The sequence below is a fragment of the Ahrensia sp. 13_GOM-1096m genome (assembly GCF_000620605.1).
GTDB classification, from domain to species: Bacteria; Pseudomonadota; Alphaproteobacteria; order Rhizobiales; family Rhizobiaceae; genus Ahrensia; species Ahrensia kielensis.
Map to the genome: position 1 here is coordinate 223,389 of NZ_KK211156.1, position 25,969 is coordinate 249,357.

Sequence of the window (25,969 nt, forward strand, 5' to 3'; positions counted from 1 at the left end):
GGTGCCTAGTTTGTAAACAACAGATAAAACATCATCACCCCTAAAAGGGTGATGAGAGGTGAGAAATAACGCAAGTTTAAAGTGGCGAACGGTTCTTCGGAATTCATGTGCCGTGCGATTGGTAGAAGGCCGCCAAGACCGCGTATTATAAAAATTGCGGTTAGAACAAACATCCCAGCGGTTACAATCCAGTTGGGTAATGGGTGCGGTATCCAGTTCAGCCATAGCATAGGCCAGATCGCAGCACCCCATATGCCAACAGACACCAAAGCGGTAACCCAGCGTGGAGGCATAGCTTTTATGCCCGTTGAACCAATAACTGTTTTGGAGAGGGTTTTCTCGTTTATACCGGGCCAAAGGCCGCCCAAGGCCCAATAGATATGAATAAGCGCGGTGATTGCTAAGACGACAAAGATGAAAAGGACTAGAATTGTGGTCATTATTGCTCTGCAGAAATCACTGCTACGTTCGTAATCATCTTAGCTTAGTTTTTTCGGACCATGTTGTCTCTTGGATAAAGTGCCGCAAGGGCAAAGCATATTGCCAGCAAGTCTGAATTTAATATTGTTACGACAACAAAAAATCCGGCATCGAACTATTCGTTCAACACCGGATTTGTAACTGTCTTGATTAAATAATCTGATTAAAGGCCGAATACTTTGCGCAGTTCATTGTCGCGCGTTGTGCCTTTAGTTGCAAAATGCTGTTCAGGCATGTTCGCAATTTCTTTTGCTAAACGTGCGCGGCCGAATGTTTCTGCTGCACCGAGAAAGTAATTACCGATATTTTTAAAGCGTGATTGTGAAGACATTTTCTTCTCCTTGGGTTGAGTAGAAGATACTCTCTTTTGTGCGGTGCATAATCGCTGTTTAGGGATATCAGCTATGCAATAACGGATAGGTGGCAGATAGTATTTGCAAATAAATCTCCATTTCAGCGCGGATATACTTCGTGAAGGAACGTCCTTTGAACTTGTGAGTTCTATTTAAAATGAAATAGGCAAGGGATCCGAAATGACTTTAAGAGCAATCATTGTAATTCTTACTGTGTTCACACCGCTTTTTGTTCACGCGCAGGGAATTTCTGAAACCTCTGTCGTGGGTAAGGAAATGACGGTTAGAACTGTCGATAGTAATGTGGCAGCCGATGCGTTTACGGATTTCACCAAAGATTCTAAAAACACTGCCAATGAGATACGTGTCCTCACCGCGCCGCAGGAAGTTCAAATTGTGAAACTTGGTGAGCGGCGCGTTGTCGGCGATGAAAAAATCGAAGAAGCCATGCGCGAAGAACGTGAGAATATTGAGGAATTACGCAGCGCGATTCAGATCAATGCAATCCTGATGGACGTTCTCGACACGCAAAAGATCGGCATTCCTCAGGTTGTTGGTGCGAAGTTTACGGGCGACAAGAAAATCGAAATTTACGCTTTTGCGGCGCATGATGAGTAATTTACCGATCTATGATCATTTGTTGTAATTCATCTGTACGTTTTTTTGTCATGCCCGCGAGACAAGAGTTTCGGATAAGTGGTTGAATTGACCCGCCAGCATATTGAGCCGTTTCTGCTGCACATTGTCCGTCGCGATAATCAATCCAAGCGCGTTGTGCTTTTAGCAAATTGTCGGCTGCGCTTGGCTCATCTGGTTCGAACTCTTGATTGTTTTTATCAATGGATTTCATAGCCGCGCGCGCACTAGACCAAGCTTCATTGAGGGCATTGTCCGCTTCTTTAAATTCCAAGCCAGAGCAATGGTTCATATCGAACTGCGTTTCGGCGTTATCGCAGTCAACATCTTGGCTTAATGCTGGTGTGATGGTGCTCATGAGTGCCAAAAGGGCTATAAAGAGGATAGTTCGGATCATAATTCCCACTCCGTTAATGTTAGGCCAGCTTAAAGCTTAATCCAGTCGTTTAAATCAGCTTTGTGAATATCCCTTAATAGTTCAATAAAGCCTGATGTCTGGTGCGCTGCTGCTGCTCTGCCTTTTTGCGCTGTCGCTGCGGCGGCATTGCCTACCACACCATGCTCGTTCAAATCGCCTGCCAACCAAGCAAAACCGTGTGGGCTTTGAGGCGCTAGATGCGTGAATGTTTCGCGTGCCAGTTTTGTGCTGGATTGGAAATTCTGTGCCTTAGCCATATCAACCAGTGATGGCTGGAAGGCGAGCATGAGCGATGTTTCATAATCGCCGCCATGAATACCCAGTTTCATTTCTTCATCTGTGAACAGACCATCTGGCACGCCAAAGCGTCCCCATGATGTTTTGACAACCAGCATGTCGTAGCGTTTGCGCAGCTCTAATGCGGCGATTGACATGGCCGGTTCATTGCCGCCGTGCGAGTTTACAAGTACGAGTTTTTTAATGCCGTAGCTGTTAGCTTCTTCGCCGCGCTTAACAATGATGTCGGCCATTTGCTGCGATGAAAGAGATTGTGTGGCGGTGAAGCGGCTATGTTCGTCTGATGCGCCAACACGTTCGACGGGGAAAATGCGCACATCCAGATCATGGGTAAACTGCTCGACGACAAGATTCAGCATGCCATCCATGATGTCTGAATCCGTGGTGATTGGCAGATGAGGGCCATGCTGCTCAGTGGCACCAAGAGGCAGGATTGCGATAACATTGTTCGCATCAATCCTTGAGAAGTCTTCCGGCGAAAAATCGCTCCACCAAATCTTGCGTGTCATGACAAATCCTGTTTGCGTACTTTGTGTCACGGGTGAAACGATTAGCCAAGTCGCAGGGTTGAATTTTGAGGCGAGAAAGCGCACATCACACTTTCAAATTCTGGATGGAATGCTTTCATGACGATTTCAAACGAAAAAACACCGATCACAGTGCTTACTGGCTATTTAGGTGCTGGTAAAACAACACTTCTTAATCGCATTTTGACGGAAAATCACGGCAAGAAATATGCTGTTATCGTCAATGAATTTGGCGAAATCGGTATCGACAATGATTTGGTTGTTGATGCGGATGAAGAAATTTTCGAAATGAATAATGGTTGTATTTGCTGCACTGTGCGCGGCGATCTCATCCGTATTCTTGCTGGCCTTATGAAGCGCACCGGCGATTTTGATGGTATTCTTGTTGAAACAACTGGTTTGGCGGACCCAGGCCCTGTTGCACAAACATTCTTCGTTGATGAAGATATTGCGGCTAAAACCAAACTTGATGCGATTATCACCGTTGTTGATGCGAAACATTTATTCTTAGAGATTGACCGTGCACCTGAAGCGCAGGAGCAGATTGCTTTTGCTGATATTGTTGTGCTCAATAAAATAGATACAGTTTCAGATGATGATTTGCGGACGGTTGAAGCGCGTATTCGGCGCATTAATCCAACATGCCGTATAGAGCGCGCCGAGCGTTGCAACGTGCCGATAGACCATCTTCTTGGGCAGAACGCTTTTGCGCTTGATCGCATCTTGGATGATGATGCCGATTTCTTGCAAAAAGACTTTGATGATCACGATGGTCATGATCATGAACATTGTGACCATGACCACGGAAAATGTGATCATGATCATGCGGACCATGATCATGGTCATCTGGATGCAAGCCGACACGATGAGCATGTTGCCAGTTTTTCTTTCGTGACACGCGACAAGATTGATCCTGAAAAGTTCTTTCCTTGGATACAAATGATCGGGCAAGAATTCGGTATCGATATGCTTCGTATGAAGGGTATTTTGGATATCAAGGACGATAATCGCCGCTATGTTGCGCAAGCTGTGCACATGATGCTCGAAGGTGATTTTCAACGCGAATGGCGCGAAGGCGAAGACCGCTATAGCCGTATCGTCTTTATTGGCCGTAATTTGCCACGCGATATCATTGAAGATGGCTTCATGAAGACGAGAGTGACTGCGTAATGGATCCGTTCGACGCAGCAGGCGCTGTTCTTCATTATAGATTTGAAGCGCAAGCAACGGCTTGTGCCTTTATTGGTTCTGTGTTGGCTGTTGCAGGCGGCGATGGCGCTGTGCGGCTTTGTGCGGTGGATGGCAGCTCGAAGAAGATAAGCCTGCACGATGGTGCAATTTTAGGTATAGCGTCCAATGCTAAAGGCGATGCGCTTTACACAGCTGGCGATGATGGCAACCTAAAGCGCTTGGGCGCAGACGGTGCGATAAGCGATATCCATACGGGCCGAAAATGGGTGGATTGTGTTTCCTGTTCACAGCGCGGCCATGTTGCATGGTCTTGCGGCAAAACCATTTATCTTGCCAAAGAAGGCGAAGAGCCTGTTGAAATTACGGCACCATCATCTGTCAGTGCATTGGCCTTTTCACCAGATGGAAAATGGCTCGGTGCGGCAGTCTATGGCGGCGCATTGCTAATTTCACCCAATAAGCCTGAAACAACCAAGTTTTTGGAATGGAAGGGGTCGCACGTTGCTATTGGTTTTTCCACAGATGGCCGTTTTTGCGTAACGGCGATGCTTGAAAATTCGCTTCACATTTGGAAAATCGCGACACCTGAAAAGCATGGCAATATGGGCGGTTATCCTGCCAAGCCGGTTTCATTTGACTGGATGGCAGACGGGCGCAGTATGTTGACTGCGGGCGCTGATGTTTTGGTCACGTGGCCGTTCACGGGTAGCGATGGACCTCTTGGCCAGAATGCAGCGGTGTTTGAGGGCGGTGTCGGGATTGTTCGTTCTGTGCGCGCGCGTCCAAGTTCGCAGCAAGTTTTGATTGGTTATGCCGCTGGCGGGGTCGCGTTGTTTGACCGCAAAGACGATAGCTATGGCTATATTGCGGAGGCCGATGGTTCTCCGGTGATTGACGTGCGCTTTTCACCCGATGGTCGTATGGCTGGTTTTATACGTGAAAATGGCACGGCAGGATTGCTGGATATGGGCAAGCCCTAAGCTTAAAATTGCCATGCGTAATTTGAATTTGATATTGAAGACGAAATATAGCGCACCCGCGCTGAAAGGATGATCATGCAATTTGCCACTGTAAACGATGTGACACTTCATTATCAGGAGATTGGTGGACCAACTGGAACACCGACATTGGTGTTTATCAATTCGCTGGGTAGTGATTTTCGTATCTGGCGTGATGTGATTGTGCGCTTTGTCGGCGAAGTGTCTATCATGACATATGACAAGCGTGGACATGGTCTGAGCAACATTGGCGACACGCCTTACACGATAGAAGATCATGCAGAAGATTTGATCGCACTGCTTGATCACCTTGGGAAAAAAGATGTTGTGCTGGTTGGCTTGTCGGTTGGCGGTTTAATTGCCCAAGCTGTCTATAAAATGCGTCCAGACCTCGTTGAAGCGCTGGTGCTGTGTGATACGGCAGCCAAAATAGGCACCGCTGAAATGTGGCAGGAACGTATCGATTCAATTGAAGAAAAAGGTATGGTCGAACTGGCTGAGGCGACAATGCTGCGTTGGTTTACGTCTGTATACCGCCAAAAGAACCGCGACGATGTTGCCGGTTATCGCAACATGTTGGCGCGTCAGCCGCAAGACGGCTATTTGGGCACCTGTATGGCCATTCGTGACGCCGATTATACGGCGGATGCCAAGGTGATAACAGCGCCAACGATGTGTATTGTCGGGCTTAATGATGTGGTGACAACGCCAGAACATGTTTATGAATTGTCAATGCATATTGATGGCAGCCGCTATGAAGAGATTTCAGGCGCAGGGCACTTGCCATGCATCGAGAAGCCGCAGGATTTTTCTATTCTCCTCAAGGATTTCTTGAAAGAGCTAAAAGAAGAGACAAGTGATTCAGCGCCTGATGGTGTTTCTGTTCACTGATCGCTCATTGAGTTGAAGCCTCTAGGGCCATCTTTTCCAGCTCGACCATTGCATCTTGTGCGCGGTTTGAGGGTACGAATAGATGGTCATGATAAAACGCTGAAACAGGATTAACACCCATGTTCAGCGCGGCGAGGCGGGGTGTGATTTTCGCTAAAAAACCGACCGCATCCAGCGATGAGTGAATGTTGAGAGTGATCATTCGGCAGGGGAAATCAAATTTAAATTTTTGCGCTTCTGCGTCTTCACGCTTTAAGATCAGCGTTGTGCCTTCCTCTTCTGTGAAAAGCATAAGAGGCGCAGTTTCCATATAGTCGATGGGCTCGCTTGTGGTTGCAAATACAAATTCGCCATCACGCAAGACCGGCTGCATGGAGGCGATCAATGTTTTTAAATTGGTTTCACCAGTCACAAACTTACTCCTTAAAATTTGTCAATCGCTGGTTTCTTGCTGCGTCCAATGGTCTGATTGTGTGATGTGCAATTGAGTGACATTGTTTAGATCCTACTTATTAATGTGTCCAACCTTTGGAGCCAAAGCTATGAATGGATTGAAACAGTTTATTGGAGCCGCCGCACTTTGTCTTGTTGCAGGCCAAACATTTGCCGCAGAAGGCGATGCGGATGCAGGCGCAAAGGTTTTTAAAAAATGTGCTGCTTGTCACAAAGTTGATGAAGCTAAAAATAAAGTCGGCCCTCATCTTGTTGGTATTGTTGACCGAGCCGTTGCTTCTATTGAAGGCTATAAATACTCAAGTGCGATGACAGCATTTGGTGAAGGCGAAAAGACTTGGGATGAAGCAACACTGAGAGAATATTTGGCTAATCCGCGTGCAGCCGTAAAAGGAACACGGATGGCATTTGTCGGTTTGAAAAAAGAAGAAGATCTCGACAATATTATTGCTTATTTGAAGACGTTTCCCGCTGAATAAAGCACGAACTGTTGTTAAAAAAACGCGCCGTTATTTTGGCGCGTTTTTTATTTTTATAACTGTACTAGATTTAACCTAGCTCGGGAATGTGAAGACGGCACCGTCTTTAATACCGTCAGGCCAGCGCTGGGTAATCGTTTTAAGCCGTGTATAGAACCGCACGCCTTCTGCGCCATAAATATCATGATCGCCAAAGAGTGAACGTTTCCAGCCGCCGAAGGAATGATAGGCAACGGGCACAGGTATCGGCACATTCACGCCGACCATGCCGACTTCAATACGGTCGCAGAAATCACGTGCCGTGTCACCATCGCGTGTGAAAATGGCTGTGCCATTGCCGTATTCATGAACATTAATCATATCCACGGCTTCTTGATAGCTTTGCGCGCGTACAACAGACAAAACAGGGCCGAAAATTTCGTCCTTATAGATGCTCATATCGGTTGTCACTTTATCGAACAGTGCGCCGCCGACAAAGTAGCCGTCCTCATAGCCTTGCAGCGAGAAACCGCGACCATCGACGACGAGTTCTGCGCCTTCTTCAACGCCTTTGTCCATGTAGCCCAAGATGCGTTGTTGAGCATCCTTGGTAACAACAGGGCCCATATCTGCGTCGGCATCAGTTGCCGGACCGATTTTAAGGCTCTCAATGCGTGGCTTTAGTTCTGCAACCAATGCGTCCGCAGTTTTATCACCGACAGGCACGGCAACGGAGATCGCCATGCAGCGTTCACCAGCTGAGCCGTAACCTGCGCCCATGAGCGCATCAGCGGCTTTCTTGATGTCCGCATCAGGCATGATAACCATGTGGTTTTTTGCACCGCCCAGCGCTTGAACACGTTTGCCGTGCTTTGTGCCCGTTGAATAAACATATTCGGCAATTGGGGTTGAGCCGACAAATGAAACAGCCTTGATGTCTGGATGCTCTAGAATCGCGTCGACACATTCTTTGTCGCCATGAACAACATTTAAAACACCGTCTGGAAAGCCAGCTTTTTTGAACAGGTCATAGATAAACATAACCGCAGATGGGTCACGTTCTGATGGCTTTAAAATGAAAGTGTTTCCGCAAGCGATGGCAACCGGATACATCCACAATGGCACCATGGCAGGAAAGTTAAACGGTGTTATGCCAGCAACAACACCAAGCGGCTGGCGGTCTGCAATCGTGTCGATGCTTGGGCCGACATTGCGTGAAAATTCGCCTTTCAACATAGATGGCATACCACAAGCATAATCCACAACTTCGATGCCGCGCGCAACTTCGCCCAGTGCATCATCATGGGTTTTGCCATGTTCGCGTGAAATCTCCCGCGCAATATCATCAGCGTGCTCGTCTAAGAGCTGCTTGAACTTGAACATGAACTTTGCGCGCTTAAGCGGCGGCAAATTACCCCATGCTGGCGCGGCAGCTTTTGCCGCTGCAACCGCACTATCTAACTCTTGGCGGCTGGAGAGGGGCAGGGTTCCTATCGCTTCTCCTGTCGCAGGGTTAAATATGTTTTGGCTGCGCGATGAATTTGAAGATATTAGCTCACCGTTGATTGCATTTTGGATGGTGTACATGGCGTCCCTTTTCGCGTGCATTTTGATTTGTTGATCACAGGCTAATCGGTTTTGATTTACAACGCTAGATTTTTTGACCGTGCGGTAAAAATAATTTTGAACATCAATGATATGATTGCCGATTTTAGGCGTAACTAATCATAAAATTTGGGCAAATAAAAACCCGCCTGTTAAAGGCGGGTTTCTGAAAGACAGTTTGTGTTTAGGATTTTTTCGGGAAAGACCCTTCTCCCTTACCTGACATGCCGCCAGATACTTCTTCGGTTGATTCATCGGCCAATTCCTCCGGCAATAGGAGGTTTAGAACGATTGCTATAAAGGCCGCAGGCAAGATGCCTGATGTTGCCAATACTTTAAGTGTCGAAGGCAAGTATTGCAGTGCGCCTGGCTCTAATTGCAGGCCGAGACCCAGTGAGATCGCAATCGCGAAAATCACCATATTACGGCGATTCCAGTTCACATCTGAAAGCATAGACATACCAGCAGCAACAACCATGCCGAACATAACAATCACACCGCCGCCCAGCACTTCAATTGGCACTGTTGCAATGATTGCACCGATTTTGGGTACAAGACCGCAAAGGATCAAGAAGATCGCGCCAATGGTCACAACATGTCGGCTCATAACGCCGGTCATCGCGATCAAGCCAACATTTTGAGAAAACGATGTGTTGGGTAGTGCGCCGAACAGACCTGATACGGCTGTTCCCAAGCCATCTGCAAATGTTGCGCCTTGGATTTCCTTGTCTGTTGCTTCGCGCCCTGCGCCACCTTTGGTGATACCTGATACGTCGCCTACGGTTTCAACGGCTGACACAAAGGACATGAGGCAGAAGCCGATGATCGCAGCTACAGAGAATTCGATACCGAAGTGAAACGGATTTGGCAGTGCAAATGGTGCGGCGTTTGCCACATTATTGAAGTTCACCATGCCGAGCGCAAATGCCACGATATAACCTGCAATAAGACCCAAAAGAACAGCTGAAATGGACAGCATGCCTTTTGTAAAGAATTTCAAACCAAGTGTGACGAGAATAACGACGCTTGCGACAAACCAGTTGATGCCAGAGCCATATTCAGGTGTGCCGATGGCAGGCACGCCGCCAGCTGCATATTGAATGCCAACTTGCACAAGTGCCAAACCGATCATTGTAACAACAAGACCAGTTACGAGCGGCGGTAGCGCAAAACGAATTTTGCCAATGAACAATCCAAGACAGGCATGGAAAAGACCACCGACGACGATGCCGCCCATCAATACGGCAACGGCATCAACGCCTTTGCCAGCAACAAGTGGGATCATGATTGGAATGAACGCAAATGATGTGCCTTGAACGATAGGCAGTTTTGCGCCGACAGGACCAACCCCGATTGTCTGGATGAGCGTTGCAATTCCTGCAAAGAACATCGACATCTGGATCATGTAGATCATTTGCGGAAAGTCTGGCGAGTTGGAGCCAAAGCCAAAACCGGCCGCACCGCAAACAATGATCGCTGGTGTAACGTTTGAAACAAACATGGCCAAAACATGCTGGATACCCAGCGGAATTGCTTTGGCAAGCGGTGGTGTGTAGTTCGGATCCCGCAGTTGTTCCTGCGTTCCAATCGAGTGGTCAGTCATGTCATTATTCCCCAATAAGTTTACATTTCAGTCCCTCTTACCAATTGCTTGGCAATTATTTTTGGTTCATCGAACCAGTATTCTTGTAAATTATCACCTGCTGAAACACGGTCGATCACGGCGAATTGGCCGGGCGCTGACAGTGGTGTCAGCACACCATGCCACGTGTTTCGGTGAAAATTGATTGTTTGTCCGGGCTTGGTGATAAATGCATGTACTTTGCCGGGCGTGTCGTCGTTACCTTCTGCAACGATTACCAAAAACGGATTTTGATGCAGTGGAATGAAGGCCTGCGTGCATAAGGGATGTCGTTCAACCATCTCCAGCGCATAGGGCAGTGAGCGCGCCTCCGCGTTAAACAGGCTCAAACCGCCTTTACAATTGGGACCGAAATCAAAGCGGGCGCGATCATGATAGCGCCCACATAGACCTTGATTGATAATTTTGTCCGGCTCACCGGATATGTCCACAAGGTCGCCAAATGGTGCAAACGCATCATGTGTAATGTCTTGTATGAGGACCGCTTCGCTCATTATTTGAGCCTCAGTGATGGGTGGCGGTTAACATCTTTATAGAGCAGATAGCGGAACCGTCCCGGACCGCCTGCATAACAGGCCTGCGGACAAAAAGCGCGCAGCCACATGAAGTCGCCAGCTTCAACCTCTACCCAGTCGCGATTGAGTTTATAAACCGCTTTGCCCTCAAGCACATAAAGGCCGTGCTCCATGATATGGGTTTCTTCAAACGGGATTAAGCCGCCCGGTTCAAAGTTGACAATGTTAACATGCATGTCATGGCGCAAATCATCGGGTTCAACGAAACGGGTTGTTGACCATGCACCATTGGTGTCTGGCATGACGGAAGGTTCGACGTTTTTTTCATTGGTAATGAACGCTTCTGGGGCTTCAATGCCTTCGACGGGCTCATAGGCTTTGCGGACCCAATGGAATGTCGTTTGGCTGCCTGACGCGTTCCTTAATGTCCATTTTGTATGCGCTGGAATATAGGCATAGCCGCCTTCATCAAGATCGTGAACATCGCCCTCAATGCTTACTTGCAATTTGCCTTTAACAACAAACAAAACGGCTTGTGCACTAACGTCTGGTTCCGGTTTATCACTGCCGCCATTGGGTTCAATTTCCACGATATATTGTGCAAATGTTTCCGCAAATCCGCTCATTGGGCGCGCGATAATCCATGCGCGTGTGCCAGTGAAATGCGGCAGGGCGCTTGTCACAATATCGCGCATAACGCCTTTGGGAATAACCGCGTAAGCTTCGGTGAAGATTGCGCGGCCGGTCATCAATTCTGACTGCGCAGGAAGTCCTGCAATCGGAGTTGCAAAGCTCATGGTAAAATATCCTTCAAGCGTAGAAGCGCGATACGTTCGACTTGTTTGCAGGCAGTCTCGAATTCCCGATCGCGTTTATTTTCAACACGTTGTTTGAAGCTGCTGAGAATTTGATTCTTGTCGAGGCCTTTGACCGCAATGATGAAAGGGAAGCCAAACTTCTCTGTATATTTGTCATTGAGGCGTGTGAAAGTTGCGTGCTCTTCTTGCGTCAAAGCATCCAGCCCAGCGCTTGCTTGTTCTGCGCTCGACTCTGCCGTTAGGCGTTTTGCTGCGGCAAGTTTTCCAGCAAGATCAGGGTGCGCTTTTAAAACGTCCAAGCGTTCGTTTTCACTTGCTGATCTGAATTTGCGTGTGAGTGCGCTGTGTAGTCCAATTGCTGTATTATGTGCAGGACTAAGTTCATCATCGAAGGCGCGTTCTGCTATCCAAGGCGAGTGTTCAAAAATTGATCCATAATGATCTATGAACTCTTGCCGGGACATATGTGTTGGGCGTGACATGTGATGTTCAGGCGCATGATTATTGTGCCAGTGGTCGGCGATTTCGTTACGTTTAGCAAACCAAACATCTGCATGACTTTTAGCATATTCCATAAAGCGGCGCAGAGCTTGGATGCGGCCTGGACGTCCGAGCAAGCGGCAATGTATGCCAATGGACATCATTTTCGCCTGACCTGCTTTGCCTTCGGCATAAAGGGCGTCAAAGCTGTCTTTCAAATAGCTAAAGAACTGATCGCCTGAATTAAAACCCTGCGGTGTTGCAAAGCGCATATCATTGGCATCAAGCGTGTAAGGAATAATCAGTTGGTGGCCGCTATCATGTTCATACCAATAAGGTAGGTCGTCAGCATAGCTGTCTGAAACATAAGCAAAGCCACCTTCTTCCGCAACGATGTCCACGGTGTTGACCGAACAACGGCCCGTATACCAGCCTGTTGGCCGTGTTCCTGTAACATCCTCATGCAATGCGATGGCCTTGTGCATATCTGCACGCTCATCGTCCATTGTGTAATCTTTGTACTCGATCCATTTGAGGCCGTGGGAAGCGATTTCCCATCCAGCAGATTGCATTGCTGCAACCTGTTCAGGGGCGCGCGCAAGAGCTGTTGCCACGCCGTAAACGGTGACGGGAATATCCATTTCTGTGAAAAGCCGATGCAAACGCCAAAAGCCTGCACGCGCGCCATATTCATAGATCGATTCCATGTTCCAGTGGCGTTGGCCTTCCCAAGCTGATGCGCCAACGATTTCGGAAAGGAATGCTTCTGAGGCTTTATCGCCATGAAGAACGTTATTTTCGCCGCCTTCTTCGTAATTAATTACGAATTGGACAGCGATTTTAGCGCCGCCGGGCCATTTGGGGTCCGGTGGGTTTGCGCCATATCCGCCCATGTCGCGTGGATAACGGTTCATTCTTGTGCCTCCATACTTTTTTGTATCGCAAAACAATCAATAGGATTATCAAATAAATCCATAAAGACTATTCGTATTTGTGCTGCATTGCGTTTTTCATTTATTGAGTAGAACACTATATGGGCATCGACCAAGTGGAGAGTTTTATGGCTGACGGTTTTTTGACGACACATGTTCTTGATACAGCGCGGGGGCTGCCTGCGGCCGGAATTGAGATCACGCTTTATCGTGTGTCGGAAGATAGCCGCACGAAATTGGTGTCGATGGTGACAAATGATGATGGTCGTACCGATTCGCCAATTTTGCCGAAAGACAAATTCCAAACGGGGCAATATGAGCTGGTTTTTAAAGCCGGTGATTATCTTCGTGCGCATGGTTTGGTAGACAGGGACGCAGAAAATCTGTTTTTGGATGAAGTGCCGATCCGGTTTGGTGTCGATGATGAAACATCGCACTACCATGTGCCTTTGCTGATCTCACCCTACAGTTTTTCGACCTATCGGGGCAGCTAAGTTAGCTACGTTTTTTAAGCTCTTGGCTGCATTTTTCTGACATGTAATCGATGAACAGCCGAATTTTGGGATCTTGATAACGGCGATGCGGATAAAGGCAGCTAAGCTGCACTGGCGTTGGCGGCGTATCGGTGCACACTTCAACCAGAGCGCCGCTTTTTAAGTGCTCAATAACTTCAAAGCGCGGTTTGTTGACAATGCCGCGCCCATCAAGCGCCCATTGGGTCAACACATCACCATCGTCGGATTCAAACGGGCCTTTCACATCATATTCTTTAAATGAATTGTCGGTTTTGAGCGTCCAGCGGAATTCTGCTGTTCCAGGAAAGCGCAAGAGCAGACAATGATGTTTGTTTTTAATGAGCTCAGTTCCGTTTTTCGGTGTACCCATTATTGCCAAATAATCGGGCGAACCACACAAAACGCGTTCGCAATCGGCGATAATACGGCGTTTTAGATTGGAATCTGGCAATTTGTGCATGGAAAATGCGACATCAATGCCCTCGGCTGTAATATCAATGAAGCGGTCTGACAAACGAAGGCGCACATCAATGAGAGGGTATTTTTCTTTGAAATAAGGAACGTGCGGCGCAATGAACCTGCGCCCAACGCCAAGCGGTGCACCAACAAAAATTGAACCGCGCGGATTATTGGAGATTTCTGCAATCGCAGCTTCCGAGCGTTCTATTGTTTCTAAAATTTGCGTTGCGCCGTCGTAAAATACTTTGCCGTGTTCTGTTGGTTGCAGTCGGCGCGTTGTCCTGTTGAAAAGCCGCACATTTAAATGGCGCTCCAATTCGGCAATGCGGCTGGAGGAAACGGCCGGCGATACACGCTGATCGCGTGCTGCGGCCGACATTGACCCCAATTCAAAAACGCGCACAAACATGCGTATATTTTCAACGTAACTCATATTGTCTTGTATGATTGTTTTGCTTTGTTTGAAAGTGTTTGCTTATACCAATGCTTTTGCAAGATAATTAATGACGCTAAGCTTAGGCCGTTGTGGAGGGGATTCGAATGTATGATCTAACTGTTGCTATGGAATGGCTGGAATTTGCAGTGCGCTGGACGCATGTCATTACAGCCATGGCTTGGATTGGTTCGTCGTTTTATTTCATTGCATTGGACCTTGGTCTGAACCGCAATATAGCTGGCCCCGCCGATGGTGAGGAATGGCAGGTGCATGGCGGTGGTTTTTATCACATTCAAAAATATTTGATTGCACCTGAAGCTATGCCGGAGCACCTGACGTGGTTTAAATGGGAAAGCTATATGACATGGCTGTCAGGTTTCTTCCTGCTCTGCTTAGTCTATTATCTTGGTGCTGATCTTTATTTGGTTGATCCGAATGTCGCAGATATTTCCACACTATCAGCGGTAGCAATCTCAATGGCGTCGATTGCCTTTGGCTGGATTGCCTATGATTTCTTGTGCAAATCAAAGCTTGGCGAAAGCCCAACGGTGCTTATGTTGCTGCTTTATGCGCTGCTCGTATGCATGGCTTATGGCTATACGCAGGTGTTTTCTGGCCGTGCGGCACTGCTGCATTTGGGTGCGTTTACCGCGACGATTATGAGCGCGAATGTGTTCTTTATCATCATGCCGAACCAGCGCATTGTTGTGGCAGATTTAAAAGAGGGCCGAACACCTGACGCAAAATATGGAAAGATCGCCAAGTTACGCTCGACGCATAACAACTATCTGACCCTGCCAGTTATATTCTTCATGTTGTCAAACCATTATCCGCTTGCCTTTGCGACCGAATATAATTGGATCATTGCAAGCTTGGTGTTTTTGATGGGCGTGACTATTCGCCATTATTTTAACTCAAAGCACGCACGCAACGGCAACCCAACCTGGACTTGGCTTGCGACGTTAATCTTGTTCTTGATTGTGGCTTGGCTCTCGACTGCTCCGCTTTACATGAATGAAAAAACAAGCTCAGCAGAAACGATCACACCAGTGCAGCAGTCGCTTATTCAATCTGATGGTTTTGAAAATGTCGCGACGATTGTGCAAGGGCGCTGCGCTATGTGTCACGCTGATGATCCAAGTTGGGAGGGGATTGCGTGGCCACCCAAAGGGGTGCGGTTGGAAACGCACCAGCAAATCGCGCAACATGCTGAGGCAATCTTTATTCAATCTGGTGTAACGCACGCTATGCCGCCTGCAAATGTTTCGCAGATTACGGATGAAGAGCGCGCGCAATTGGTTGCTTGGTATCGTGAAAACCGATGAAATATACGCCGCAAAATTCTGCGCCCTCAGATGCTGCGACGCGCAAAGCCGTAAAGCCAGTAATCTGCTATCCGGTTGATAGTTTGCCAGCCTATGACGCAAGTGTGTTTGCACCTGCGCGTGAGAGCATGCAGCTTATCGATGAATTGATTATTCCGCCGCGCGATGCAAAAGTTTTTGATGTGCCTGCGGGCCATTTTTTCCGCATAGTCTGTCCAGAAGGACCACAAGTCGGTGATTTAAATCTTTGGAACGCGCAGAACCTGAATGAAAGGTTCTTCTCAGGCAAAACCCGTGCGCTCCATGGAACGCATGTTTCTACCGGCGATCATCTATGGAGTAATCTTCCATATTTTCGTCCGCTCGCCACCGTCACGTGGGATACGCTCGACTGGTATGGGTGGGATGAATTTGGCGGCGGTGTACACGATGTTATCGGCACGCGCTGCGATCCTTACACGAACAGACTGCTTTCGCACGATGACTATCATTACTGCTGTCATTCAAATCTTACACGCGCGTTGGCTGCTGATACAGGCATGTCGCTTGATGAAGCCGAGCCTTATGTTCATGACGTTTTGAATGTCTTTATGTGCACCGGTTTTACGCGCGATACGAAGCAATATTTTATGAAAGCCAGCCCTGTACGAACAGGCGACTATTTGGAAATGTTCGCGCAAATTGATTTAAAAGGCGCGTTGTCGGCGTGTCCGGGCGGTGATTGCGGCTCTAAACATTCCAGCGAAGAAGCAATATGTGCGCCGCTAAAAGTGGAGATTTATAAGCCTGCTGAAGGCAGTTTAGGCAATTGGACTGCGCCTGATATATCTGCCTATAGCCGAACGCATGGTTTAAAATAAACGCCCAAAGGCTGGGCGTTTAGGTTTTCGAGCATTTCGCAGGGCCGTATGTCACGGAAATGCTTTAATAATATAAGCTAACGGCGTGTTTTGCTTCTGCAAAAAACAACCAACGTTCAGCAAATAGGCCAATTATCATGCTGATGGCAGCGATGAGCAAAAAGAACACTGGCGCTGTAAATAGCGCAAATGTGCACATGATGACTGGCACTATACCGCCCAAAATATAAGCGATAGCGCGCAGTTTAAGCGCATGTTTGCGCCCAATTTGGTGCACCATTTCACGGGTAAGATAGTTCTCGCCAGAATGTGGTTTTTCGAGCAGGCGAACCTTGCCGAGATGCCCAAGGCCGGTCGCCGTTCCTGTGTTTGAACCTGTCTGCGAAAATCCGATTGTGTCTGCACGGCGCCACCAGACGGATTTGATAATCCATGCAATGCCGAGGGCGATCACGATGATTGTCGGTGTTGGCAGCCCAAGAATAGAGGTTGCCTTACCGATCATGCCAGCCAGTAAAAGGCCGGACGCAATGGAAAAGGCGAGATAGCAAAACGGTGTGAGTTTAGAATGCCAATTTGGCACCGTTTTAAGCTGCGCGTAGATCATCGATGTTGCATAAACAGTGAGTAGGGAGCCTGCCGCGACAGCCCAGCCTAAAGGCGCGATGCGCTGGCCCGTAAACATCCAAATCAAGGCGTAAACCGCAAATAGCAATAAGGTAATAATTGCGATGACACCTTCGCGTGATAACCACGATGAGCGCCATTGTGAAAGAGCACGCCATGCTCGTTCTGGATGTCCTAAGTGAAATGTCGAGGACAGTAAGCCAGCAACGGCTAACCCGCCGCCGAACAGGCAAGATAAAAACGCCGCAACAAGACCATTGTGCATTGGAAAACCAAGGCCAATCATGGTCATCAGGCCAAAGCCTGCACCGGATGTGACGGTAAAGAAAATAACAGATATTGCCGGATGCATTGGTTTTCTCCTTAGCCGAGCTTTTCAAGTGCACGGTCAAGCCAGCCAAGCAAACCTTCGCCTGCTTTTGGCACGAATGCGGGTGCGATTTCAGTTGTCTCTTCTGGGCGAGACTTCTTTCGCGGCGGCAAATATTGATTGACCGGTTTGGTGCCCATTTCTGGCATTAGATCATAACCGCCTCGTTCTCGTGTCATTGTTGAGACGTTGGAATTTGGGTCGGCGAAATCACCAAAATGGCGCGCATTGGCAGGGCAGGTGCGAACACAAGCAGGTGTGCGGTCGATTTCTGGGATATTGTCATTGTAAATTCTGTCGACGCAGAGCGTGCATTTTTTCATAACATTTTCGACAGGGTCCATTTCGCGTGCGCCATAAGGACATGCCCAAGCGCAAAGGCTGCAACCAATGCACATGCTTTCATCGACTAGCACAATGCCGTCTTCACTGCGTTTATAAGATGCGCCGGTCGGGCATACGGTTACGCAAGGCGCATCTTCGCAGTGCAGGCAGGATTTTGGAAAATGAACGATTTGCGCAGGCGCATCATCGGGCGTGACTTCAAAGGTGTGAATACGGTTGAGCCAAGCACCGCTTGGATTGTCGCCATAAGCATCAACATCACCTAAAGGCGCGCCATAGCCGCCCGTGTTCCACTCTTTGCAATTGACCACGCAGGCATGGCAGCCAACGCAAACATCTAAGTCGATCACAAGGCCAAGTTTTTTAGTCGTTTGTGCGGGGAGCAGTGTCATTTCGTCCACTCCTTACCATATTCCACGGTCTGGTCGGGCGTACCAACCGGATTGTTTTGTGCGTCAACTTGCGGCTGACTGACTTCGTCTTCTGCGGGTGCTTTTTCCACGCGCACCCGCAAATCAAACCACGCTGCTTGCCCTGTAATTGGGTCGGAGTTTGACCAGCGATGACCGTCACCTTTTGGCGGCAAAAGCTCATTGATGATGTGGTTCAAAAGGAACCCTTTTTCAGTTTCTGGTGCTTTGGCAGATAGCGCCCAAGCGCCTTTACGTTTGCCAATCGCGTTCCACGTCCACAGGGTTTTTCCGTTCACTGCATTCATGCGCTTCACGGGTACTTTGATCTTGCCATGGTGCGAAATGATATAGGCCCAATCATCGTCCTTGAGACCAACTTCATCGCAAATTTCGCCCGGAATAAACATCGGGTTGTGCCCATGTATTTGGCGAAGCCAAGCATTTTGCGAGCCCCATGAATGATACATAGCGGCTGGGCGCTGTGTGAGTGCATGATAGGGAAAATCGTTTAAATCAATGCTTGCGCCCTCGAACGGCGGATACCATGAAGGCAGCGGGTCAAAACAGTTTAGAATCCGCTCGCGGTGCGTTTCGGGCGGTTGTGGTTCGGCCTTGCCTTCTGCACATAATTGAAACTTGCGCATTGGTTCGAGATAAAGTTGGAACACATTTTCGACAGGCGCATCCTGCAAGCCCATTTCTATGGCCCAATTTTGCCAAGCGGCATTGGCATGTTTGAAATAGAGTGCTTCGGCAGGGACATGCGCTTCTGAAAAGCCACCATTTTTGATATAAGCATCAATCTGGTTCGGGTTCGGCTCCCCGCGTCCGGTTTTAGAACCATCCTTGCCGCGCCACCCAAGAAGAGGGCCGACGCCGGGCTTTCGTTCATGGTTTTGAATATAGTCCGCGTAGTCTTTGAATTTTGGCGTACCGTCTTCATTCGTCATGGCTGGCAAGCCGAGGCGTGCACCAAGATCAAGCAGTACAGACTGGAAACCGCGCACATCGCGGTCCGGCTCGATAACCGGCCAGCGGATAGCATCACAGAGCGCTTCGGGTTCTGAGATCGGACGGTCAAGCGCCGAGATCGCATCATGACGTTCAAGATAGGTTGTGTCAGGCAAAATGAGGTCGGCAAAGGCGACCATTTCCGATGAGTAAGCATCTGAGTAAATTAGTTTTGGGATGATGTATTCGCCGTTCTCATCCTTGTCAGTCAGCATCTTCATGACACCAGATGAGTTCATGGAAGAGTTCCATGACATGTTGGCCATATACATAAACAGAAGATCAATGCCGTATGGATCGCGGGCATGGGCATTGGCGATTACCATATGCATCAGGCCGTGGGATGACATTGGTGCATCCCATGAAAAGGCTTTGTCGATGCGCTGCGGTGTTACGCCGTCTTCTTCCAACAAAAGACCTTCTGGTCCGCGCATAAAGCCAAGCTGCGGGCCTTTAAGCGGAGTGTTTGGAATATTGCCGCCATGCGGGGCTGGCTGCGCTGAAACTGGACGTGGATAAGGCGGTTTAAAGCGAAATCCGCCAGGGCTGTCGATTGAACCAATCAAGATTTGCAGCAGATGTATTGAGCGGCATGTTTGAAAGCCATTGGAGTGTGCAGAAATGCCGCGCATGGCATGAAAAGCAACCGGACGGCCGATCATTTTTTCATGTCTTTCGCCTTTCATGTCTGTCCAAGGCTGGTCGATGATGACTTCTTTTTCAAAGGCGGCATGGGCAATTTCGGCTGCAATGCGCCGTGTTTGTGATGCCGGAACACCTGTCTCTTCGGCAACATTTTCAGGCGTATAGCGGTCATCAAGATATTTCTTGGCAAGAAGTGTGAAAGACGGGACAGCCTTGCGTCCGTTTTTGAGGTTCACCTCACCTTGAAGGTCAGGTTTTACGCCTTTCGCATTATAGGCGACCGTTTTGCCTGTTTTGCGATCAATGACTTGGGCATTGCCGTCTTTATCGCGTAAAAACAGGCCGTGATCTTTTGCATCTGGATCGTCAATCAGCAGCCATGGCGCATTGGTGTAGCGGATGAGATAATCCACATCGATCCGGCCCGCTTTGAGCAATTCATGCACAATCGACAAGACGAAAAGGCCGTCGGTTCCAGGTGTTATGCCGACCCATTCATCTGCAATGGCATTGTAACCAGTGCGAACGGGGTTTACGCCGATGATTTTTTTGCCGCGTGATTTTAGCTTCGAAAGGCCAAGTTTAATCGGGTTGGAATCATGATCTTCGGCAACACCAAAAATCATAAAGAGCTCAGTTTTTCCCCAGTCCGGTGCGCCAAATTCCCAAAATGCACCGCCAAATGTATAGATACCGCCCGCGGCCATGTTTACCGAACAAAAGCCGCCATGGGCTGCAAAATTAGGTGTGCCAAAATTTTGCGCCCACCAGCCGGTGAGTGATTGGCTTTGATCGCGTCCGGTAAAGAACGCCAGCTTTTTCGGGGCTTTTTCACGGATAGGCTTTAGCCAACTTGTTGCCAGCTCCAGTGCTTCATCCCAAGAAATTTCTTCGAATTTTCCTTCGCCGCGTTCGCCAACCCGTTTCATCGGTGCTTTCAGGCGGGCAGGGGAATAGTGCTGCATAATACCCGCAGAGCCCTTCGCGCAAAGCACACCCTTATTGATCGGGTGGTCGCGATTGCCTTCGATGTAGCGTATCTTTGGTTTGCCGTCTGCATCGTTTCGCAAGTGGACGTTAATGCCGCAGCGACATGCACACATATAGCAGGTCGTTTTGCGTATCTCGTCAGAGACATGCGGAGATGTATTGACGCGTTGGCTGTCCGTAGTCAAAGACAGGTTCCTCCCGATGAAAATGCCCACCTTCTTCTTAGGGCGGGCATGTGAGGCATGATAGTGCCAGTTTTTTGTGTTCTTGAGACAGAAGGTCTCACAATTATTGATTTATCAACCCCGACCTTTCCAAGGCACAAGATATTTTTCGGCCATACGCATAAGCATATCGATACCAAAGCCGATTATACCAATTAAGATAATGCCGAGTAAAACAATGTCGGTGTTTTGAAATTTAGATGCGACCATGATCATCATGCCTGCACCTTTCTCTGCAGCAACCAATTCGGCAGCAACAACGGTTCCCCAACAAACGCCCATAGCAACGCGCGCGCCGGTAAAAATTTCCGGTAACGAGTTTGGAATAATCACATAGCGCATGATTTGCCATTTTGATGCGCCCAATGAATAAGCGGCATGGACTTTTGAAATGTTCACGCCAGAAACACCTGCGCGTGCTGCAATCGCCATAATCCAAAGCGCTGCCAAAAAGAGCAATATGATTTTGCCAACCTCGCCAATGCCAGCCCAGATGATTACGAGCGGGATTAGTGCGAGCGGTGGAACTGGCCGCATGAATTCCACAATTGGATCAAACCAGCCACGGAACCAGTTTGAAAGGCCCATTGCATAGCCGAGTGGAATGCCAACAATTGCGCCGAGCAAAAAGCCTGCAACCACACGGAATAGCGACCAACCTAAATGGCCGTATAAAGATGTGCCACGAAAACCTTCGTTTGCCAGCTTGATGGTTCTGTCCACCACGGTCTCTGGTGCTGGCAGATAAAGCGGCTCCATTTGCCAACCGTTATAGGGTTTGAAATTAGGCGTTCCTTTGTCGGATATAGTCACCGAACCGCCAGTTACATTGACTGTATCGCCCGGATTTACACTTTGGCCGTCGATGGCCGTAATCTGTGAGCCATCAGATTTGCTGATGTCATCATTTTTATCCCACGGCACCAGTTTGCTGCGCCATTGTGCAACCGAAATAATATCATTTTTCGCAAAGCCGTCACCGCCTGCAGGTTCGTTAAAACTTGGGTTTTCTGCGCGCGGGTGAACAATAACGGTTACGGTTGCTGTATCGCTCTGACCGTTTGCTTCTGCTGTATAGTCAAAAGACGTTTCGCCGACAAATGGACCCGGGGCGTGAAGAAAGCTTGGCAAGAGTGACGAGCCGGTGAACATGCCCCACAATAGGAAAATTGTTAAAATGGAAATGATGCCGGCTGCGCGGTTAGGGCGCACGGCACTCTCATCGCCAAAGGTAACGGTTTTGAGTGAGGTGTAATCACGTGTTGTTCGTGAAGCGATCCTTGAGATGATAAAAAAAGCGGCGACAAAAATACCGACATAGATTGCAAGAACTATCAAACCGCTCATGCGCTTTCCTCCGTACGGCCCATAATCTCTTCTTCCATGTCCCAGATCATTGAGAGAATTTCTTCGCGTTTAGGGCCAAAATCTGGATGTTTTTTTACTTCGCGCAAATCAGCGTCCACGCCCAGTTCAGCGAAGGGCAAATTATATTCTTTGTGGATACGTCCGGGGCGCGGGGCCATAACAATAAGGCGCTCACCAAGAAGCAGCGCCTCTTCAACAGAATGCGTGATGAGGATGATTGTTTTGCCAGTTTCTTTCCAGAGCTTGAGAACAAGGCTCTGCATTTTTTCGCGTGTCAAAGCATCTAGTGCACCCAATGGTTCATCCATCAAGATGACATCGGGATCATTGGCAAGACAACGCGCAAGAGCCACACGTTGCTGCATGCCGCCGGACAATTCGTAAACTGCCTTTTCTTTAAAATCACCCAAGCCAACAACATTCAGCAGGTGATCTACGGTTTGTTTCTTTTCGGCTTTGGGCATCTTTTTCATGGAGGGGCCGAACCCAACATTTTCGCGCACGCTCATCCATTCAAATAAAGCGCCTTGTTGGAAAACCATGCCGCGCTCAGCATCTGGTCCTTTGATCTGATGGCCATTAAGTGTCATCACACCACCTGTCGGAGCAAGAAAGCCAGCGACAATATTAAGAAGAGTGGTTTTGCCACATCCAGATGGTCCAAGAATACTTAACAGCTCGCCGCTTTTTAGGTCGATAGAAACATTTTTGAGCGCTTGAACCACCCCGCCATTAGGCAAATCAAAGCGCATCGAAATATTATCAATAGAAAGTTCTGACATTTCCCTCTTTCCGTTTGCTCTGGCAAACTGAAATTCCGATTGCGTATAAAAAAGGCCCGGCTGTGTGCCGGACCTTAATGGTGGGTTTTACATTTTGCTTGCAGCTTGCAATGGCGCAATGTTCACGGCGCCTTCATAGCTGTCGAGAGCTTTGTCGATGCTGCCCGCTTCGACAAATACATCCGCCACACCTTTCATGAAGGTTGCGGCATTTCCACCGAGCCATTTTTCAGAAGTCTGTTCTTCAAGGCTTAGAAACTTCATTGTTGAAATGGAAGCTTTGGTCGCGTCTAAATCCATGCCGGATTGCTCAGCGATTACTTGCAGCATTTCATCGCTTTGATTTGCATTCCACTGCGCATTTGCTGCAGCTGTTACCGATAGGAATTTTGCAACAATATCGCCATTTTCAGCAACATATGCTGCTGGCGCTGTTGTCACGTCAAAGACAAGGATGCCCAGCTCTTCTTTTTCTGCGCCTGTGAGAAGCACATTGCCGTGTTCCTTCATACTTGTCAGGCCGCCGCCATAACCGCATGCCAAATCAACATCGCCTTGGCTAAGGGCAACGGCTCCATCAGGTGGTGACATGTCTACAATTTCAAGTGATGAAAGCTCGACACCGAAGTGGTCCATTTGGCGTAGGAAACCGTAATGTGCGGCGGTGCCTAAAGGTACAGCAACTTTTTTGCCTGCAAGTTCGGAAGCGGAATCTTTGTCAATTTCAAGCGCCGAAGACACGACGCAATTATCGTTATCTGAATAGCTAACGGCTACATCGAGAACCTGAATGTCCTGACCGCCAGATGCTGCGACGACAAAGGGTGGAACACCTTGGCTGATGGAAAACTGTACATCGCCAGAGGCCATTGCTGCTGACATTGCTGTGCCCGTTTCAAACGCACGAAAATTGACTTTCATGCCGAGTACTTCGTCATATTTTCCTGCGGCTTTGGCTGCAAGAAATGGCATCGGCCATTGCTCGAAATAGGCAACTGTAATTTCTGAATCGCTGGCGGCGTGTGCACCTGTTGCTGCAGCGATTGCAGCTGTGCCCGCTGCTAGGCTGGTGATGAGTTTTCTTAACGTCATTTAAAGTCCTCCAAATTGCCGGTTTTCCCGTGCTGAATGTCGCTTTGTGAAACAAACGACAATTGTTGTGACGCGGTAAATGCCGAGATTTACCGCTCATCCCATTTCTTGGCCGATTTGGGCCAGAGACTTTAATCAGCACACTCTGGTTTCGAGTGCGGACCTAGCGCCAAAAATTATAGCTGCATGAGTCCAGTAAGCAGAATGCAGCATGAAATTTCGCGCCTCTGATTACTCGTACAATTTCATGCACAAAACTTAGTGTTTGTGCCTGTTTATTCAGCAGCAAAAGTAGTGATGGTCGCACTTTGTGTTGCTTCAATCGGTGTTGTCCCGAGCACTTTTGTTGCCTGTTTTGCCAAGAGCTTTATACCTTCTTCGATTCGCTCATCTGGGATGGAGGAGAAACCGAGGCGAAAATAATTTTTATGGCTCTTGCTATCGGCGAAAAATATCTCGCCGGGCTCTATTAGAATGCTATCTTTAATCGCTTCGACCGCAAGCTCTGTTGCGTCAAATCCACGTGGGCCTTGAACCCAGAAGGAGGTTCCGCCGAAAGCTGGCATATGTGACCAACCGGGGAAATAATCGGCTAGTGCAAGATTCATAATTTCCCAGCGTTTTAAATAAGTACGGTGCAAGCGGTTTATGAGTGCGTCATGGCCACCAAGTGACAGAAACAGTGCAACAACGCGCTGGTTGTTGCCGGGCGGGTGGCGCAGCATTAAGCGCCGCAATGCTCTAACCTCAGCAATCACATCTGCAGAAGCAACGACAAAGCCCATGCGAAGCCCCGGCATCATTGATTTAGACAGGCTGCCTACATGCAAAACGCGCCCGCTGGTGTCGAGACTTTTTAGCGCCGGTGTCGGTTCGCCGCGATAATTGGTTTCATACTCATAGTCATCTTCGATGATGAGTGCATCGTTTTCATTGGCCCATGCCAACAGCTCACGTCGCCGCCTCATGCTCATGGTTACATTTGTCGGAAACTGATGGCTTGGGGTGACAAAAACAACCTTTGCATCGCCCAAATGATCGACGCAAATCCCTTCATCATCGACGGGAATACGGCGCACATCATTTGTGCGAAGTTCAAACATGTTGCGAATATCAGGATAGCCGGGGTCTTCAACGGCAACGGGCGTGTCCTCACGCACAAAAAGATGGGCAAGAAGGAAGAGGGCATTCTGCGCGCCCATGGTTATTAATATTTCGTCTGAACGTGCCATCACGCCGCGCCGCGTTAAAACGCGCTGTTGAATTTGTTCAACAAGCATCGGGTCATCTGCGCTGAACCGATCATCTGTCCATGCATCGAGCCATTTGAGGCTCATTGTTTGGCGCATACAATCGCGCCATGCACTGATCGGGAAAAGCTTTGGATCTACCTGCCCATAGATGAATGGATATTTGTAGTCGTGCCAGTTTTCGGGCTTTGAAATATTGAGTTGAGCGGCAGGACGCAGACGTAACTTATCGTTCCAGTTGACGGGGGTGAGCGCTTGTGAAGATTGCTGTGCTACGTTTTGTGTTTTGTGCTTGGGGGCGGCCTGAACATCGGGTGCTACATAAAAGCCAGAACGCTCCCGAGCGACGAGAAATCCGTCTGCTGCAAGCGCTTGATAGGCGAGCATAACAGTGTTGCGCGATACTTTAAGACGCTTTGCCATGGCCCGTGTTGAAGGCACAGGTGAATTTGCGGGCAATTGCCCTGCGATCATTGCCGACACAAGCATCTCACGTATCTGAGATTGCAAAGACATCGAGTCTTGGCGTTCAACATGAAATAGGCTGTATCTCATTTTCGGCA

The 25,969-nt window shown here is 48.5% G+C and carries 26 protein-coding genes; 8 read left to right on the forward strand and 18 right to left on the reverse strand.

What is annotated here, in order from left to right:
- Positions 1-5: 5 nt before the first annotated feature.
- Together N530_RS0114835 and N530_RS19110 are read right to left on the reverse strand one after the other, a co-directional pair.
- Positions 6-440 (reverse strand): DUF3995 domain-containing protein, encoded by a 435-nt coding sequence (locus tag N530_RS0114835; RefSeq protein ID WP_026481335.1) that lies wholly within the window; start codon positions 438-440, stop codon positions 6-8.
- A gap of 203 nt (positions 441-643) precedes the next feature.
- On the reverse strand, positions 644-811 hold the full coding sequence (locus N530_RS19110) for a hypothetical protein (RefSeq protein WP_155852015.1): 168 nt from the start codon (positions 809-811) through the stop codon (positions 644-646).
- Between the two features lie 202 nt (positions 812-1,013).
- On the opposite strand from N530_RS19110, the gene N530_RS0114845 reads away from it, so the two are divergent.
- Complete coding sequence (locus N530_RS0114845; protein ID WP_026481336.1) at positions 1,014-1,451, forward strand: hypothetical protein; 438 nt, start codon at positions 1,014-1,016, stop codon at positions 1,449-1,451.
- A gap of 1 nt (position 1,452) precedes the next feature.
- On the opposite strand, the gene N530_RS0114850 is transcribed toward N530_RS0114845, so the two are convergent.
- Together N530_RS0114850 and N530_RS0114855 are read right to left on the reverse strand one after the other, a co-directional pair.
- Positions 1,453-1,866, reverse strand: a complete 414-nt coding sequence (locus tag N530_RS0114850) for a lysozyme inhibitor LprI family protein (protein WP_081773997.1) — start codon at positions 1,864-1,866, stop codon at positions 1,453-1,455.
- 29 nt (positions 1,867-1,895) lie between these two features.
- Entirely contained in the window at positions 1,896-2,693 is a 798-nt protein-coding gene (locus N530_RS0114855) for a creatininase family protein (RefSeq protein WP_026481338.1), read from the reverse strand.
- A gap of 117 nt (positions 2,694-2,810) precedes the next feature.
- Here N530_RS0114855 and N530_RS0114860 point away from each other — a divergent pair, with 117 nt between their 5' ends.
- The 3 genes from N530_RS0114860 (at position 2,811) to pcaD (ending at position 5,791) form a co-directional block, all read left to right on the forward strand.
- Entirely contained in the window at positions 2,811-3,881 is a 1,071-nt protein-coding gene (locus N530_RS0114860) for a GTP-binding protein (protein WP_026481339.1), read from the forward strand.
- A complete protein-coding gene (locus N530_RS18325) occupies positions 3,881-4,882 on the forward strand; it encodes a WD40 repeat domain-containing protein (protein ID WP_051540997.1) in 1,002 nt (333 codons plus the stop codon). The genes N530_RS0114860 and N530_RS18325 overlap by 1 nt, the downstream gene beginning before the upstream one ends.
- A gap of 75 nt (positions 4,883-4,957) precedes the next feature.
- Complete coding sequence (gene pcaD, locus N530_RS18330) at positions 4,958-5,791, forward strand: 3-oxoadipate enol-lactonase (protein ID WP_051541037.1); 834 nt, start codon at positions 4,958-4,960, stop codon at positions 5,789-5,791.
- A 4-nt stretch (positions 5,792-5,795) separates the two neighbouring features.
- On the opposite strand, the gene N530_RS0114875 is transcribed toward pcaD, so the two are convergent.
- Positions 5,796-6,203 (reverse strand): ACT domain-containing protein, encoded by a 408-nt coding sequence (locus N530_RS0114875; RefSeq protein WP_026481340.1) that lies wholly within the window; start codon positions 6,201-6,203, stop codon positions 5,796-5,798.
- Between the two features lie 130 nt (positions 6,204-6,333).
- On the opposite strand from N530_RS0114875, the gene N530_RS0114880 reads away from it, so the two are divergent.
- The gene (locus N530_RS0114880) at positions 6,334-6,723 is read left to right on the forward strand and encodes a cytochrome c family protein (RefSeq protein WP_035267278.1); all 390 of its coding nucleotides are present in this window, start codon (positions 6,334-6,336) and stop codon (positions 6,721-6,723) included.
- Between the two features lie 75 nt (positions 6,724-6,798).
- On the opposite strand, the gene N530_RS0114885 is transcribed toward N530_RS0114880, so the two are convergent.
- The 5 genes from N530_RS0114885 to puuE all read right to left on the reverse strand — a co-directional run bounded on the left by N530_RS0114885 (position 6,799) and on the right by puuE (position 12,676).
- A complete protein-coding gene (locus N530_RS0114885) occupies positions 6,799-8,289 on the reverse strand; it encodes a CoA-acylating methylmalonate-semialdehyde dehydrogenase (RefSeq protein ID WP_026481342.1) in 1,491 nt (496 codons plus the stop codon).
- Between the two features lie 202 nt (positions 8,290-8,491).
- Positions 8,492-9,910, reverse strand: coding sequence for a uracil-xanthine permease family protein (locus N530_RS0114890; protein WP_026481343.1), 1,419 nt, complete (start codon positions 9,908-9,910; stop codon positions 8,492-8,494).
- 20 nt (positions 9,911-9,930) lie between these two features.
- Positions 9,931-10,443, reverse strand: a complete 513-nt coding sequence (locus N530_RS0114895; protein WP_026481344.1) for an ureidoglycolate lyase — start codon at positions 10,441-10,443, stop codon at positions 9,931-9,933.
- Positions 10,443-11,261, reverse strand: coding sequence for a bifunctional allantoicase/(S)-ureidoglycine aminohydrolase (locus N530_RS0114900; protein WP_018688273.1), 819 nt, complete (start codon positions 11,259-11,261; stop codon positions 10,443-10,445). The genes N530_RS0114895 and N530_RS0114900 overlap by 1 nt, the downstream gene beginning before the upstream one ends.
- The gene (puuE, locus tag N530_RS0114905) at positions 11,258-12,676 is read right to left on the reverse strand and encodes an allantoinase PuuE (protein ID WP_026481345.1); all 1,419 of its coding nucleotides are present in this window, start codon (positions 12,674-12,676) and stop codon (positions 11,258-11,260) included. The genes N530_RS0114900 and puuE overlap by 4 nt, the downstream gene beginning before the upstream one ends.
- 146 nt (positions 12,677-12,822) lie before the next feature.
- On the opposite strand from puuE, the gene uraH reads away from it, so the two are divergent.
- Positions 12,823-13,188, forward strand: a complete 366-nt coding sequence (uraH, locus tag N530_RS0114910; protein WP_026481346.1) for a hydroxyisourate hydrolase — start codon at positions 12,823-12,825, stop codon at positions 13,186-13,188.
- 1 nt (position 13,189) lies between these two features.
- Here the strand turns inward: uraH and N530_RS0114915 are convergent, their stop codons facing one another.
- On the reverse strand, positions 13,190-14,101 hold the full coding sequence (locus tag N530_RS0114915; RefSeq protein ID WP_026481347.1) for a LysR family transcriptional regulator: 912 nt from the start codon (positions 14,099-14,101) through the stop codon (positions 13,190-13,192).
- A 107-nt stretch (positions 14,102-14,208) separates the two neighbouring features.
- Between N530_RS0114915 and N530_RS0114920 the strand changes: the two genes are divergently transcribed.
- On the forward strand, positions 14,209-15,429 hold the full coding sequence (locus N530_RS0114920) for a urate hydroxylase PuuD (protein ID WP_026481348.1): 1,221 nt from the start codon (positions 14,209-14,211) through the stop codon (positions 15,427-15,429).
- Positions 15,426-16,289, forward strand: coding sequence for a DUF1989 domain-containing protein (locus tag N530_RS0114925; protein ID WP_026481349.1), 864 nt, complete (start codon positions 15,426-15,428; stop codon positions 16,287-16,289). The genes N530_RS0114920 and N530_RS0114925 overlap by 4 nt, the downstream gene beginning before the upstream one ends.
- Before the next feature lie 64 nt (positions 16,290-16,353).
- Here N530_RS0114925 and N530_RS0114930 read toward each other — a convergent pair whose 3' ends face one another.
- The 7 genes from N530_RS0114930 to N530_RS0114960 all read right to left on the reverse strand — a co-directional run bounded on the left by N530_RS0114930 (position 16,354) and on the right by N530_RS0114960 (position 25,961).
- Positions 16,354-17,268 carry a DmsC/YnfH family molybdoenzyme membrane anchor subunit gene (locus tag N530_RS0114930; RefSeq protein WP_026481350.1) on the reverse strand — a complete coding sequence of 305 codons (915 nt, stop codon included), beginning with the start codon at positions 17,266-17,268 and terminating at the stop codon, positions 16,354-16,356.
- 11 nt (positions 17,269-17,279) lie between these two features.
- Positions 17,280-18,023, reverse strand: coding sequence for a 4Fe-4S dicluster domain-containing protein (locus N530_RS0114935; RefSeq protein ID WP_026481351.1), 744 nt, complete (start codon positions 18,021-18,023; stop codon positions 17,280-17,282).
- Positions 18,020-20,875 (reverse strand): molybdopterin oxidoreductase family protein, encoded by a 2,856-nt coding sequence (locus N530_RS0114940; protein ID WP_035267279.1) that lies wholly within the window; start codon positions 20,873-20,875, stop codon positions 18,020-18,022. The genes N530_RS0114935 and N530_RS0114940 overlap by 4 nt, the downstream gene beginning before the upstream one ends.
- A 114-nt stretch (positions 20,876-20,989) precedes the next feature.
- Complete coding sequence (locus tag N530_RS0114945; protein ID WP_211097917.1) at positions 20,990-22,261, reverse strand: ABC transporter permease; 1,272 nt, start codon at positions 22,259-22,261, stop codon at positions 20,990-20,992.
- Entirely contained in the window at positions 22,258-23,064 is an 807-nt protein-coding gene (locus tag N530_RS0114950) for a taurine ABC transporter ATP-binding protein (protein ID WP_018688263.1), read from the reverse strand. Before N530_RS0114950 ends, N530_RS0114945 begins: the two co-directional genes overlap by 4 nt.
- Positions 23,065-23,151: 87 nt before the next feature.
- Positions 23,152-24,156 carry an ABC transporter substrate-binding protein gene (locus N530_RS0114955; protein ID WP_026481354.1) on the reverse strand — a complete coding sequence of 335 codons (1,005 nt, stop codon included), beginning with the start codon at positions 24,154-24,156 and terminating at the stop codon, positions 23,152-23,154.
- Between the two features lie 275 nt (positions 24,157-24,431).
- Positions 24,432-25,961 carry a PLP-dependent aminotransferase family protein gene (locus N530_RS0114960; protein WP_051540998.1) on the reverse strand — a complete coding sequence of 510 codons (1,530 nt, stop codon included), beginning with the start codon at positions 25,959-25,961 and terminating at the stop codon, positions 24,432-24,434.
- Positions 25,962-25,969: the final 8 nt, after the last annotated feature.

What these genes read in the sequence shown, in the direction of transcription:
- N530_RS0114835 (WP_026481335.1), bottom strand. Translation starts at nt 440, where the DNA reads ATGACCACAATTCTAGTCCTTTTCATCTTTGTCGTCTTAGCAATCACC.
- N530_RS19110 (WP_155852015.1), bottom strand. Translation starts at nt 811, where the DNA reads ATGTCTTCACAATCACGCTTTAAAAATATCGGTAATTACTTTCTCGGT.
- N530_RS0114845 (WP_026481336.1), top strand. Translation starts at nt 1,014, where the DNA reads ATGACTTTAAGAGCAATCATTGTAATTCTTACTGTGTTCACACCGCTT.
- N530_RS0114850 (WP_081773997.1), bottom strand. Translation starts at nt 1,866, where the DNA reads ATGATCCGAACTATCCTCTTTATAGCCCTTTTGGCACTCATGAGCACC.
- N530_RS0114855 (WP_026481338.1), bottom strand. Translation starts at nt 2,693, where the DNA reads ATGACACGCAAGATTTGGTGGAGCGATTTTTCGCCGGAAGACTTCTCA.
- N530_RS0114860 (WP_026481339.1), top strand. Translation starts at nt 2,811, where the DNA reads ATGACGATTTCAAACGAAAAAACACCGATCACAGTGCTTACTGGCTAT.
- N530_RS18325 (WP_051540997.1), top strand. Translation starts at nt 3,881, where the DNA reads ATGGATCCGTTCGACGCAGCAGGCGCTGTTCTTCATTATAGATTTGAA.
- pcaD (WP_051541037.1), top strand. Translation starts at nt 4,958, where the DNA reads ATGCAATTTGCCACTGTAAACGATGTGACACTTCATTATCAGGAGATT.
- N530_RS0114880 (WP_035267278.1), top strand. Translation starts at nt 6,334, where the DNA reads ATGAATGGATTGAAACAGTTTATTGGAGCCGCCGCACTTTGTCTTGTT.
- N530_RS0114885 (WP_026481342.1), bottom strand. Translation starts at nt 8,289, where the DNA reads ATGTACACCATCCAAAATGCAATCAACGGTGAGCTAATATCTTCAAAT.
- N530_RS0114890 (WP_026481343.1), bottom strand. Translation starts at nt 9,910, where the DNA reads ATGACTGACCACTCGATTGGAACGCAGGAACAACTGCGGGATCCGAAC.
- N530_RS0114895 (WP_026481344.1), bottom strand. Translation starts at nt 10,443, where the DNA reads ATGAGCGAAGCGGTCCTCATACAAGACATTACACATGATGCGTTTGCA.
- N530_RS0114900 (WP_018688273.1), bottom strand. Translation starts at nt 11,261, where the DNA reads ATGAGCTTTGCAACTCCGATTGCAGGACTTCCTGCGCAGTCAGAATTG.
- puuE (WP_026481345.1), bottom strand. Translation starts at nt 12,676, where the DNA reads ATGAACCGTTATCCACGCGACATGGGCGGATATGGCGCAAACCCACCG.
- uraH (WP_026481346.1), top strand. Translation starts at nt 12,823, where the DNA reads ATGGCTGACGGTTTTTTGACGACACATGTTCTTGATACAGCGCGGGGG.
- N530_RS0114915 (WP_026481347.1), bottom strand. Translation starts at nt 14,101, where the DNA reads ATGAGTTACGTTGAAAATATACGCATGTTTGTGCGCGTTTTTGAATTG.
- N530_RS0114920 (WP_026481348.1), top strand. Translation starts at nt 14,209, where the DNA reads ATGTATGATCTAACTGTTGCTATGGAATGGCTGGAATTTGCAGTGCGC.
- N530_RS0114925 (WP_026481349.1), top strand. Translation starts at nt 15,426, where the DNA reads ATGAAATATACGCCGCAAAATTCTGCGCCCTCAGATGCTGCGACGCGC.
- N530_RS0114930 (WP_026481350.1), bottom strand. Translation starts at nt 17,268, where the DNA reads ATGCATCCGGCAATATCTGTTATTTTCTTTACCGTCACATCCGGTGCA.
- N530_RS0114935 (WP_026481351.1), bottom strand. Translation starts at nt 18,023, where the DNA reads ATGACACTGCTCCCCGCACAAACGACTAAAAAACTTGGCCTTGTGATC.
- N530_RS0114945 (WP_211097917.1), bottom strand. Translation starts at nt 22,261, where the DNA reads ATGAGCGGTTTGATAGTTCTTGCAATCTATGTCGGTATTTTTGTCGCC.
- N530_RS0114950 (WP_018688263.1), bottom strand. Translation starts at nt 23,064, where the DNA reads ATGTCAGAACTTTCTATTGATAATATTTCGATGCGCTTTGATTTGCCT.
- N530_RS0114955 (WP_026481354.1), bottom strand. Translation starts at nt 24,156, where the DNA reads ATGACGTTAAGAAAACTCATCACCAGCCTAGCAGCGGGCACAGCTGCA.
- N530_RS0114960 (WP_051540998.1), bottom strand. Translation starts at nt 25,961, where the DNA reads ATGAGATACAGCCTATTTCATGTTGAACGCCAAGACTCGATGTCTTTG.